Annotated in this window: 12 protein-coding genes; 10 read left to right on the top strand and 2 right to left on the bottom strand. The window is 52.7% G+C overall.

The features are described from left to right. Positions 1 to 36: 36 nt before the first annotated feature. From AC58QD_RS23885 to AC58QD_RS23920, 8 genes are read left to right on the top strand one after another with little or no spacing between them, the layout of a single operon-like run. Entirely contained in the window at positions 37 to 966 is a 930-nt protein-coding gene (locus AC58QD_RS23885; RefSeq protein ID WP_497337524.1) for a hypothetical protein, read from the top strand. Positions 967 to 992: 26 nt separating this feature from the next. Next, positions 993 to 2,024, top strand: coding sequence for a Gfo/Idh/MocA family protein (locus AC58QD_RS23890; protein WP_497337525.1), 1,032 nt, complete (start codon positions 993 to 995; stop codon positions 2,022 to 2,024). Then, positions 2,021 to 2,758 (top strand): amidohydrolase family protein, encoded by a 738-nt coding sequence (locus AC58QD_RS23895; RefSeq protein ID WP_497337526.1) that lies wholly within the window; start codon positions 2,021 to 2,023, stop codon positions 2,756 to 2,758. Before AC58QD_RS23890 ends, AC58QD_RS23895 begins: the two co-directional genes overlap by 4 nt. A 25-nt stretch (positions 2,759 to 2,783) precedes the next feature. Further along, entirely contained in the window at positions 2,784 to 3,569 is a 786-nt protein-coding gene (locus tag AC58QD_RS23900) for an amidohydrolase family protein (protein WP_497337527.1), read from the top strand. Beyond that, positions 3,566 to 4,684: a mandelate racemase/muconate lactonizing enzyme family protein gene (locus AC58QD_RS23905; RefSeq protein WP_497337528.1), complete on the top strand. Its 1,119-nt coding sequence runs from the start codon at positions 3,566 to 3,568 to the stop codon at positions 4,682 to 4,684. The genes AC58QD_RS23900 and AC58QD_RS23905 overlap by 4 nt, the downstream gene beginning before the upstream one ends. Positions 4,685 to 4,735: 51 nt before the next feature. Further along, positions 4,736 to 5,845: an aldose 1-epimerase gene (locus AC58QD_RS23910; RefSeq protein ID WP_497337529.1), complete on the top strand. Its 1,110-nt coding sequence runs from the start codon at positions 4,736 to 4,738 to the stop codon at positions 5,843 to 5,845. Continuing rightward, positions 5,842 to 6,675: an amidohydrolase family protein gene (locus AC58QD_RS23915; RefSeq protein WP_497337530.1), complete on the top strand. Its 834-nt coding sequence runs from the start codon at positions 5,842 to 5,844 to the stop codon at positions 6,673 to 6,675. The genes AC58QD_RS23910 and AC58QD_RS23915 overlap by 4 nt, the downstream gene beginning before the upstream one ends. 22 nt (positions 6,676 to 6,697) lie before the next feature. Next, positions 6,698 to 7,087 (top strand): RidA family protein, encoded by a 390-nt coding sequence (locus AC58QD_RS23920; RefSeq protein ID WP_497337531.1) that lies wholly within the window; start codon positions 6,698 to 6,700, stop codon positions 7,085 to 7,087. A 57-nt stretch (positions 7,088 to 7,144) separates the two neighbouring features. Here AC58QD_RS23920 and AC58QD_RS23925 read toward each other — a convergent pair whose 3' ends face one another. Next, positions 7,145 to 7,960, bottom strand: coding sequence for an AAC(3) family N-acetyltransferase (locus tag AC58QD_RS23925; RefSeq protein WP_497337532.1), 816 nt, complete (start codon positions 7,958 to 7,960; stop codon positions 7,145 to 7,147). Positions 7,961 to 8,185: 225 nt separating this feature from the next. On the opposite strand from AC58QD_RS23925, the gene AC58QD_RS23930 reads away from it, so the two are divergent. Both AC58QD_RS23930 and AC58QD_RS23935 read left to right on the top strand, forming a co-directional pair. Beyond that, positions 8,186 to 8,980 carry an IclR family transcriptional regulator gene (locus tag AC58QD_RS23930; RefSeq protein ID WP_497337533.1) on the top strand — a complete coding sequence of 265 codons (795 nt, stop codon included), beginning with the start codon at positions 8,186 to 8,188 and terminating at the stop codon, positions 8,978 to 8,980. A 141-nt stretch (positions 8,981 to 9,121) separates the two neighbouring features. Beyond that, the gene (locus tag AC58QD_RS23935) at positions 9,122 to 10,165 is read left to right on the top strand and encodes an Ldh family oxidoreductase (protein ID WP_497337534.1); all 1,044 of its coding nucleotides are present in this window, start codon (positions 9,122 to 9,124) and stop codon (positions 10,163 to 10,165) included. 701 nt (positions 10,166 to 10,866) lie between these two features. On the opposite strand, the gene AC58QD_RS23940 is transcribed toward AC58QD_RS23935, so the two are convergent. Beyond that, positions 10,867 to 12,162, bottom strand: coding sequence for a hypothetical protein (locus tag AC58QD_RS23940; protein WP_497337535.1), 1,296 nt, complete (start codon positions 12,160 to 12,162; stop codon positions 10,867 to 10,869). Positions 12,163 to 12,178 lie beyond the last annotated feature (16 nt).

A 12,178-nucleotide genomic window follows, 5' to 3' on the forward strand; every position in this document is an offset into this window, starting at 1 on the left:
CATTATGCTGAACTAATTATATTTGGAGGTGCCATTATGCAGGATACTCTTGATTTTTTGGCTGGCTTAGGATTACCAACTAGAGATGCGCACGAGCTTCCAACTTCGACTAAACGCTTCCCCGACGGAGCGCAGGTACGGGTTGAAATTCCGAGCGTTGAAGGACCGAATGCCCTTGCTGCCACATTGGAAACGGCAAAAGAATACGAAGTGCCCATTCATCGCGTCTCTCAAGGAAGCGGTATCATGCTTTTAACGGATGCGGAGATTCGTGAGATGCTCCAACTCGCTGCGGCGAATGGCGTAGAAGTAAGCTTATTTGTCGGACCGCGCACGACTTGGGATATTACAGCAGCCAGCCACACGGCCGCAGGTAAAGGGCAGGCGCTTAGACACGAGGGGATGGATCAGCTCGTCTATGCGATTGAAGATATCAAACGTGGTTGCCGCTTGGGCATGCGCGGGGTTCTTGTGGCAGATGAAGGTCTGCTGCTTGTTGTCAATGAAATGAAGAGAGCAGGTCAGCTGCCTGCAGACCTGGTCGTCAAAGTATCTGTATCCATGGGTGCGGCTAACCCGGCTTCAATAAGGCAAATGGAAGCGATTGGAGCTAACACCTACAACGTGCCTACTGCATTGACACTGGCAAGGCTTGGGGCGATCCGTCAGGCTGTGCAAATGCCTCTCGATCTTTATGTAGAAGCACCAGACGACTTCGGCGGACAAATACGGATGTATGAAATTCCGGAAATTGTGCGGGTCGTTTCACCGGTATACATCAAATTCGGACTTCGCAATGCAGCGAGTGTATATCCATGCGGCGGGCATATTGAACCGATGGCGATTGCTCAATGCAAGGAGAAAGTGCGGCGTGCGGCAATAGGGCTCGAGATCCTTCGCCGTTATTATCCTGAGGCGGTAATGTCGAAGCCAGGCGCTCTTGGTCTCGGTATACCGAAGGTATAAACACCGGGTGTAAGGGAGGAAAGCCAATGTCTGGAACCAATACTATAGGGATAGCCGTTATTGGATGCGGTGATATTGTGATGGCGCAGCATTTGCCTGCCCTGATGGAGAATACGTCTGTCCGTATAGTTGCAGTATGCGATGTCGATCAGGAACGTGCAGCAACGGCAGGGGCTATATGCAGCAGTGAATATAATACGACAGACCACCTCCGTCTTCTGGCTGATGCTAACGTTCAGGCGGTATTGGTGTGCACTCCCCCATGGGTGACACCTGCAATTACAATAGAAGCACTGCTAGCGGGCAAGGATGTTTTGTGTGAGAAGCCTATGGCCACTACAGTTGAAAAGGCGGAAGAGGTGGCAGCGGCCGAAAGGGAAAGCGGTCGTCTGCTGCAGGTTGGGTTTACATATCGGCATGGTCCGTTGATGGACGCTTTGCAGAGCTGGATTCAGGAAGGGCGTCTCGGGCGTCCTCTGCAGATTCGATTAAGCTTATTCGATGAAATATGGGATCCAGAAGGGAACTCAGAGCATTATCATCGGATTCTGAATACTTTGCGACACGGCCCCCCATGCATACATGATGGTGCACATGCCGCTGATCACTTGGCCTTCCTGACTGGCTCGAGGCCGGTTCGTGTAGCTGCCCAAGGGCTGACTACTCGCCCGGAATTCCCTGCTCCGAACTACAATACAGCGTTGATTGAGTATGAGAACGGCGATCAGGCGAAGCTCGAGGTCGGCTGGTTCTTCCCGCACCTGCCATCTGGCGAATATCAAATTCTAGGTCCGAAAGGGATGGCCTATCTCGACAGGGTTAACGGAGAAGCGGTACTAATGTGCGGAACGGTTATTGAGCGAATTCAACTATCGGAGGACCGCACACGCTCTTGTTTTCGAATACAGCTCAGCAAGTTTCTGGATTGCATCCGCCAGCGGAGAACCCCTGTCCCAGGAAGCAGGGAAGGAATAGCGAGCTTGCGGCTCACACAGGCCATTGTTGATTCCATGGCTGCCGGATACCCTGTAGAGTTGAATCAGGAGGGTCGAGCATGATTATAGACGCGCATGTTACAGTAGGAGAAGGACGTTACCACAAGGTTGATCCTGGATTGTTGGCAGCAGAGATGGACCGCTGCGGGATCGACCAAGCTTTGATCAGCCCGGTGGATCGGGAGATGGCAGTCTATAATCGTGAGGGGAATGACCGCGTACTAGCATTGTCCAGACAGTATCCTGGCCGTTTCCTGGCTTATGCGACGGCTAACCCCTGGTATGGGAGCGCAGCTGTGGAAGAGCTCGAGCGAGCGCTGGCTGAAGGAGCGTGTGCAATTAAGCTGCACCCTCCTGTTCAGGGCTTTATGATTCTGGAAAGCCTGGTCCACCCTCTTATAGAAGTGGCTGCCCGCCATCAGGTGCCGGTCTATGTTCATACAGGCACGCCTGCTTTTGCTCTCCCCTTGCAGCTAACTGAGCTCGCGCTCACCTATCCTGAGGTTTCTTTTATAATGGGGAAGAATGGGAAGACCGATTTCTGGATGGATGCTATTCCCGCGCTCGAAACCGCGCCCAATCTGTTTGGAGATACTGCGCATGATTTTCCGGAACGGGGTATGAAACGAATGCATGGTGTGATCGGAGCTGAACGGATGATTTTTTCGAGCAATCACCCTGTGTCGCGGATCGGGCTTGAAATCGATAAGGTACGAGATATCCAAGTGTCTGACACGGAGAAGGCTGCTATTCTAGGCGGAAATATTCACAGATTATTAGGTCTAAGAAACAATTGAACTCGGATCGAGAGGAGGTATTGGCATGAAGGTAGACTTTCACGTACACCAGCCTGCCCGAAGCGGGGAGGGGACATATCCCTACAAGGCTGCGGATTATATCGCGTTCATGGACGAGCATTCGATTGATATTAGCGTGATGCTCACGATTGATGGCTTCTGGGCGGATCCTCGAGCCTGCAACGATTATTTGGCCGAATGGTGTGCGCCTTTTCCCGATCGGATCGTACCCTTCTGTACGGTAGACCCCCGCAAAGAAGGGGCGGCCGAAGAGGTGGAGCGATGCGTCACCGAGCTTGGAATGCGAGGAGTAAAGTTTCACAACTGGCTGCAAGGGTTCAGCCCCCTGGAAGGCTTCATGGCGCCTGTCTGTGAGAGGGCCTCATCGCTTGGCATTCCGCTTTTTTTTCACGATGGTACGCCGCCCTACTCATCCTCCTTGCAGATTGCACATTTGGCCGTAAGACATCCTGAGCTCAAGGTTGTGCTCGGGCACGCCGGTCTGCACGACTTATGGCCAGAGGCTATCGCAGCAGGAAAAAGGCATCGCAACGTGTATTTATGCATGTGTGCGACACCTCCTTTTGCAATGGAGCAGATTGTGTCTCAGGTTCCACTCGAGCAGATCGTATTCGGCACCGATGGCGGTCTTTTCCACGTTCCGCAGCAGCCCTATGTCGACTACCGGTTTCGTGAATTCGACGCTTTGGAAATTTCGGAGGAGGCCAAGCAGCAAATATTGGGTCCCAACGCTCTGCAATTGTTAGGCAGATCTAATCTTAATACCTCGGACAGGAGGGGCGGACAGTGAAAATTACATCTATAGAAACGATTCCCGTTCAAGTGCCCATTCACCCCGAGCGAGCCATTCGTTCCGGCCGTGGCAGCCATTTGGTCTCACCGTTCCTTCTCGTTAAAGTGCATACCGACGAAGGCATCACAGGGTTGGGTGAAGTTTCTTGTACACCTGGATGGAGCGGTGAGGATCAAGTTACGGCATCGCATTTCATCCAGAACTTCCTGGCCCCCTTACTTATTGGTGAAAATCCCTTGAACGTGGAGGTGCTGACGCAGCGCATACACCGCCGCATTGCTCACAATATGTTTACCAAGGCCGCCTTGGAAATGGCGTTCTGGGACATTCTAGGCAAGGCCGCTGGGCTGCCCGTCTATCGTCTTATGGGCGGTGCGGTGCGAGACTTCGTGCCCACCAAGTTCTCTATAACCGGCGTGGAGCCGGACAGAGCTGCAGAGATCGGAGCTTGGGCGGTAGAAGAAGGATTCCGCGCCATGAAAGTGAAGGTAGGCACAGGGCCGGACAAAGACGTGGCTCGTGTCAAAGCAGTGCGTGAGGCGGTAGGACCGTCGATCAAGTTGGGTGTTGACGCGAACGGCGGCTGGACTTCTTCCCGAGAAGCGATTCAGACGATCCGACGGCTGTGCGAGGAAGGGATTTACTTCGCCGAGCAGCCAGTCCCTGCGCTGGATATGTCATGGTTGGCGGATGTACGCAGTCAAGTAACAGTGCCGATCATTGCCGACGAGAGCCTGTATACGCTGCAGGATGCAATGGGACTTGTAAGAGCAGGAGCAGCGGATGTGCTCTCGATCTATGTGGGCAAAGGCGGAGGCATAGGACCTGCTCGCAAAGTAGCTGCTGTGGCTGAGGCCGCAGGGATTACATGCACGGTAGGCAGCAACTTGGAGCTTGGAGTGGCCAGCGCTGCCATGATACATCTCGCCATGGCGACAACAGGCATCGGTGCGGAAGAATATCCGTGTGATATTCTGGGTCCTTTCTTCTATGCCGATATGCTGCTTCAGGAACCGCTGCCGATTGTAGGCGGCCAAGCGAGACCGCTCGAGCGGCCTGGCTTGGGCGTGGAGTTGGACGAAGAGAAGGTAGAGTTATACCGCGTTCGTTAGAGAAAGCTTGCAATAGAGTCGTCTATTGTTGTTAGTTTGGAGGGATGACGGGTGTATTTACCTAGAAGCATCGGTGCTCGGATTAGCTGTGACTATACGTACCGCGGTCACCGAATCGCAGTGCTGGAGAATGAAACCTTGGCCGTTACGGTGCTCCTGGATCAAGGCGGCAGTATAGTTGAATTCCGCTTCAAGCCGTTGGATGTGGACGTCATGTACCGTGCCCCATGGGGGATGCGGACTTGGGACAGCTGGGTGCCGACTTCCGCTAATCCGCGCGGGAATTGGGTTGATCACTACCCGGGCGGGTGGCAGACTGTTTTTCCATCCGGCGGCGGTCCGTCGAGTTACAAGGGTGCGGAGCTAGGAACGCATGGTGAAGCTTGCTTGATGGGGTGGGAATACGAAGTGCTCTTGGACACCCCTGATGAGGTTGCCCTTCTTATGCGGGTCGAGATGCAGCGCATGCCGTTTCGCATGGAGCGCGAGCTTCGCCTGAAGAAAGGGAGCGGCGCTCTGAACATTCGGGAAACGATCGAGAATCTGAGTCCGCAGGCGATGCCTTGTATGTGGGGGCAGCATCCTGCATTGGGCGAGCCGTTCCTGGGGCCGGATCTCGAGCTGCACATGCCCCAGTGTCGTATCTCTCGCGGCTCTGGCGGCGGAGATTTGCCGGGTCGCATCGTGCCGGGATCGTCTGGCACATGGCCTTACTTGCCTGGACGTGACGGGCAACAGGTTGATTTGCGGCACATGCCGCCAAGGGAGCAGCTGGCAAGCGACATGCTGTTCGCGGCTGAGCTCGCGGAAGGCTGGGCAGCAGCCAGCAACTCGCAGCTCGGACTGGGCTTCGGACTGAGCTGGCCTTTGGAGCTGTGGCCTTATGTGTGGATATGGCAAGAGTTCGGCGGAATGAGCAATGCCCCGTGGTTCGGCCGTGCTTACGCCTTGGGCCTTGAACCGTTCAGCAGCATTCCCGACCCCGATGTATCAGGTTTGGCGGGTGCAATAGCAAACGGCACTGCGATGTGGGTTGGTCCTGGCGAGCAGCGTTCCGTATCCTATCATGCAGTAGCTTTTGCTTACGAGAATTCGAAGGCGATACAACGAATAACGCCTGAAGGCGAAGTACAGTGGCAGACTGGGAGGAAAAAAGAATGATCGACTATCATACCCATCTTGGGGAGCCGAAGCATTACGGAACCGAGTATTTGGCGGAAGGGTTCAAAATGCGGGGCAAGCCTGTGCAGCGCACGACCCCGGATGAGCATTACGAAGAGATGAAGAATGTGGATAAATGCATCGTACTTGCGTTTCGGAGCAGGCATCTCGGCTTCAATGTGCCTAATGAATATGTAGCTGAATATTGCAGCAGGGATCCGAAGAAACTCATAGGCTTTGCATGTGTGGATCCTCATGATTATAACGCCTTGGACGAGCTCAAGGAGTGCGTGAGCAATCTGGGCATGAGAGGGCTGAAGACCAGTCCGATCTACCAGGCGTATGATCCGATGGATGAGCGGATGATGCGCATTTACCGCTATTGCGAGGATAACGGCCTGCCCATCCTGACACATCACGGCACTACTTTTCCGCGAAGAGCTCCTATGAAATGGGCACATCCCGAGCAATTGGAAGAAGTGGCTCTGGCTTTTCCCGAATTGCGGATCATCATCGCGCATATGGGGCATCCGTGGGAAGGAGAGACGATCAGCGTAATCCGTAAGCATCCTAACGTATACGCGGACGTATCGGCCCTCTTTTACCGACCATGGCAGCTATACAACTCCCTGACCTTAGCGAAGGAGTACGGGGTGTGGAAGAAGCTTATTTTTGGCACGGACTACCCGATCTGCACATTTGCGGATTCTGTAGCAGGCCTGCGCAAGTCGGCGGAGTATGCCCAGCAGATGCCGTTCCCAAGCTACACACCGGCTGATATAGAAGCGCTTCTGAACAATAATATTCTTAAGGAACTCAATCTGGAGTAAGCCGCAGGGAGGCCGACTTATTATGAGCAAGCAAGAATTGCGCACGGACGGTGCTCCGGCCAAGGTGGGCGCGTACTCACAAGGGCTGCGGGCTGGAGACTACATATTCGTAGCGGGACAAGTGGGTCGCGATCCGGTGACAACGGAGCTGGCCGAAGGAATTGAAGCTCAGACCGTCCGTACATTGGAAAATGTGAAGGCGATCCTCGCAGAGGGCGGGGCTACGCTTGCCGATGTGGTGAAGTCCACCGTTCATCTGAAGGACATGAGCCTGTTCAAGCAGTTTGATCAGGTGTATGAAGGGTATTTTCCAGATCCGAAGCCGGTCCGGACTACAGTAGGAAGCTTTTTGCCTAATGCGTTGGTTGAGATTGATGTTATAGCTTATGCGCCTCTTAATCGCGAGTCCTGAACGCTATGTGTGAATCAGGGACCTTCTCGGCGCGAGAAGATCCCATCGCATCGCACCTTACTTTAATAGGGGGTCATTATCCAATCGCTCTTTGATTAATTTGATGCCGCGGCTGCACCGATAACAGCTTGGGTCGCTGCAGAGCAGGGCAGTGAAATCGCCGTGCAGCAAATCTGTCGTGCAGTCTATGACTGCCTGTCCAGGCATCCATTGAACTAGAGCGTTGCCAATCAGGGCGTCGCGAACAGCGCCTCGACGCCTCAAGCTGTCTTCAATAACCCCGAAAGCTCGGCTGCAGCCAGGCGGATCGTATACTTCTACCTCTAGCGGAGTGGCGCCGGTTACTTGAATACGTGTCGTCCAGTCGGGATTGAAAGGGATTGTCGCATACGGAGCAAGCGCGTAAGCCTCGCCGACATGAATAGTTGAGTTGTTAGCGTGCCCGACACCGAGCAGTAGAATGCCGCCCCCCGACTTGGCTACACGATCCAAAGGGCTGTCAATTCCAAGGCCCGGGACGAGGTGATGTCCCTCGCATACCTTTTCCGCATCCTTTCCGATAGCGGCGACTGAGTGAGTGGGATGGAGCGAACGCACCGAGTCCGTGCGATTGCGCAGCAGCTCGGTAATAATGCCGGTTCGGCTAGGGGTGGATGATGGATCGAATATCTCGTTATTGTAAGTAAAGGTGGGTACGACGAGAAGGCCATCCTTGCCGATACATTCCAGCAGAGCATCTATTACTGTATCTACACCGCCTTCAACGTTGCCTATATTGCGGTATGCGCTGTGAACTACAAGTGAAGTGCCAGGCAGAACGCCTAGTTGTTGAAAAGATGCTATTAAGGATTGTTTAGTAAGTTGTTGCTTCAAAAGGATCTCCTCCCACAGCTTGGGGTTGTTCGTTACTAATCGTTATGGTATGTTAGGAATGCACTTTCAGTTCCGAATACTGAACTACGTTTCAGAATAATCGATATCTCCATTGTAGCATCGCGGCTGATAGGGATCAATCCATAAATGTACGGAATGAGTTATTTTTGCTACCTTTGTTATAGGAAGAGGGAAGTAAGTGAAGGTTGAGAGTTGGTGGTCTATATGACGAGTAAAAGAGAATCGAATTCCCGCATCATTCCTAACGTTGAGCGGGCATTCAAAATGTTGGAGCTTCTTAGTAAAGAGCCCTTAGGGCTGCGTTTTGCTGATGTCTGTACCCATCTGTCGCTCGCGAAGAGCAGTGCTTTTGTGCTTCTGGAGAGCTTGGAGGCGCTCGGGTATATCGAGAAGAACGCCGACGGCAGGTACCGCGCAACACTGCGATTGTTCCAGTTGGGCAGCAAGGTGCTCAGCCATCTGGATATTCGTGCAACTGCTCTGCCTTTTATGGTGGCTTTGAGAGATAAGTCAGGCTTTCCGGTGCATTTGGCTATGCTGGACGGGTCTGATGTGGTTTATCTGGAAAAGGTGGAAGGGACGGGCTTCGTGCGGTTCGATACTTATATTGGCAAGCGTGCCCCCGTTCATCTGACAGCAGTGGGCAAGGCTATTGCGGCCTTTCTGCCTGAGTCGCAGGTTGACGAGATCATTGCCGCCAGAGGATTAGGAGGCGGGACTGAGAAATCCTCCAGCACCCCCGCTGATTTCAAATCTGCCCTGCAAACTGTGCGCAAGCTCGGCTTCTCGTTGGATGACGAGGAAGAGGTCCTGGGCGTGCGATGCATCGGCGCACCAGTCCGTGACAATGCGGGCAAGGTCATAGCCTCGATTAGTATTATTGCTATGCACCGAGAGCTCCCGGCGGCGCGCTTCCAAGAGTTCACTGGCATGGTTATTGACACTGCACAGCGTATTTCGACCGCAATGGGCTATACCTCAATCCAAACGGATTCGTAATGGGTGCTCGTGTGGGAAAGCAATTTAAGCTAACAAGAAACAAGGCTTGCGCCCACCGCGTTTGGATCAGGGCGCTTTTTTCATACGGGTATGTGAGAAATTAATCCTTTGCCCTACATTCCATTTATCAGGAGAGAGCTAATGGTACAACACCGTTATTCTTCTATCACCCTATACACCTTCTGTAGACAAATCTTCTCTTCCCTCGGCTTTGCAGATCACGATGCCCATGCGGCAGCCGATTCACTTGTCCAGGCTGAGTTGGAAGGAGCCAGCAGTCACGGTGTGAGCCGACTGGCTATTTACACCAAGAGAATTAAGGAAGGCCGCATTGAAGCCAAACCAGACATTCGCATGACTCCAACAGGATCAATATGGAGCATAGATGGTGGAAACGGCTTGGGCCAAGTAGTTTCCACGCGTGCATTACAGGCGGCAATCCCGGCGGCGAGAGAGAGCGGAATGGCTGGCCTTTTCATTCGGAACAGCAATCATTTTGGAACGGCTTCTTACTACTGTCAGATGGCTTGCAAGGAGCGAATGGCTTTAATTGCTATGACCAATTCTCCGCCAGGCATTCCGCCATCAGGAGGGAAAAGGGCCTTTTTAGGTACGAATCCGATTGCTTTCGGCTTCCCGACCCGTAAGGATCCTCCTGTGATCATCGATATGTCTTCTAGTGTAGTAGCCAGGGGAAAAATCATTCTTGCGCAGAAGCAGGGACAATCCATTCCATTAGGCTGGGCTGTCGATGAGGAAGGGAACGACACGACAGATGCTGCGAGTGCTCTTAGAGGGGCCGTCTTGCCGCTCGGAGGCGCAAAAGGTTATGCACTGGCTATGGCCGTAGAGATGATGACAGCCATTTTATCTCAAGCAGCCTTCGGACCACATGTTAATAATTTGTACCAAGAGGGCAGTCCTCCTGCTAATGTGGGTCACTGTTTCATTTTGCTGGACATTGCGAAATGGATGCCTATAGAGGATTATTACGATTATACAGAGCAATTTTTGCAGGAGATCAAACGGGAACCCCTAGCGACACATGCTGAAGAAATATTGTATCCGGGCGAGCGCCGTTATAGAACTTACTTGGAAAATATGCACGCAGGGGTCCTGTTGTCGGATGAAGTCCGAATGGAGTTAGTAGAAATCGGTCGACAGTGTGGAGTTCCATTCTTATAAACGAAGTAACAATTCTATGAATAGGTGAGGGCATGTCTTTACGGACATAATCATATCTGAATTGATCTGGCCAAATGGAATTGATGCCTTGCAAGAGAATAGATTAGTTGCTTTTTTGCAATAAAAGTAAGCCAATTTTCGGTAGGATTGAATTTAGTTGCATAATTTGGTTACTACTTAGGTTTCGATTGCTCGAATCCGTTGTGTGGTTCCACCTTCCATAAGCGAAAATCGCTGTTCTTTCCTGCTTCATTTCTGCTTATCGTGGCCAGTAGGGAGTACAGTGACGCGAAACTTATTGATAAGCCATGTTACTATTGTCTATTTGGGCCATTTCATCGCTCAGGCACGAATTAGCCAATCTAACTATCCCTTATTACCACTTTGTGAACCAAATTTCCTCAAAACCAGCCAATAACCAATAGTAAAACTTGCTATCCCAGAAAAAACCGTCTTTTCCATCCTAATAACCTATACTAGCACTGGCTATCAGATCTCCACAGGACCTAAGTAGTAACCATAATTGCAATTAATTTGTTGTAACAGTCTCGTTAGTGGAACTAAATTGCACCGCTGAGGCCACGCCAGCAAATAGGTCCAAGACGGCAAAGAACCGTCAGTAGAGCAGACGGTTCGTACAAATGCGGCAGAATCTTGCTCATTCAAGCCTTCCGAAAAGAGAACAATCTTACCGCTCCCATTCATTTTCCCTGCAAGTGTGAAAGCACCTTTTCCGCGGCAGACTCGAACAGCTGCTCAATGCTGCGGTCCCAACGAGATGGATACCCCCAAGTGCGCCAAGCGTCAACCTCGTAGCCACCTTCGTCGTACATCGCCCGCCTCGGGATATAACCGATCTGAGCGTGACAGTAGCTCAAGGTGACGAGCTTCAGCTTCGGATGGCGCTCCTTCAGCCGCAGACCGTAGGCGGCCACGGTCTCTCCCGGATGGCCTAGCAAATAAATATCGCCCAATCGCAATCCATGCAGGCGGGCTTCAATCGAAGTGGGCCATACAGGCTCGCCCTCCCACTTTTGCAGCTGGTAGTGCGCCCAGCGCACATCGCCAGGGTGCTCGCCATCTATACGAGCTTCAATCTCGCTGCGAGAGGGAAAATGCTCAAACGTTGGATCGCAGCTGACTATGAAGCTGGACAACGTATCATCCGCCACGGGCTCCATCCTATGAGCGAATATAAGGAGCACCTTCCAAGCCAAGCTGCGTCCGGCTGCTTCCACATCCTCGCCTTGATCCGGCAAGGTGTAGCGCTGCTTCTCACTGCTATGTACACCGACGACTGCGTCGGCCCCACAGCCTTGCAGGAACATAGCTCGCGCACCGTCCTCCAGGCGCGATTCAATTACACGGCGAGCAACGCCTGGATACTCGGCTGAGATTAGCAATTGATTCGTCATTGTAGGATGACAAGCATAGCTGAACATGACCAGCTTGCAGCTCCCATCCGGACGATGCGCGGCAATGACCGGCACTTCATGGTCGACGATGCCGAATGGATTGGCGGCGAACAGATTCTGACCGTCCACGATTAGACGGCGGGATACGGCAAGGTCACTATGGCCGCTGCCATAAGAGAGCGACACATGCTCGAGATCTGCCCTAGCTGCACTGCATGTCTCCACAACAGCCTCGATCAGCGAGGAGAAATATTCAGCTGGGAAGACCGCATGCTCGAAGCCTGGCGTTGGCTCGCGATAGAGCGGGGCGCAATGGGTGTGCGTCCAGTGAATGAGCACTTGATCGTCACGCAGGCCCCATACCTCATGAAGCCGCTGCTGCAGTATATCGGTCCATTCGCGGGTAATGCCGACCTGATCCAGGACGATCAGTACATGATCGTATTCCTGGCTTCGCATCCATGCTGCTTGGGCACGCAGGTCGTCAAGCACACCAACAGAGGGCTCGGTACGATTAGAGAAACCTCCAAGCCATGTTCCTACTGGAGGGGTTACGATACGCTCGGCAAATCCCAATTCCATCTTGCTCGGCCTCCTT

This window comes from Paenibacillus sp. J2R1T-4 (genome assembly GCF_059692235.1).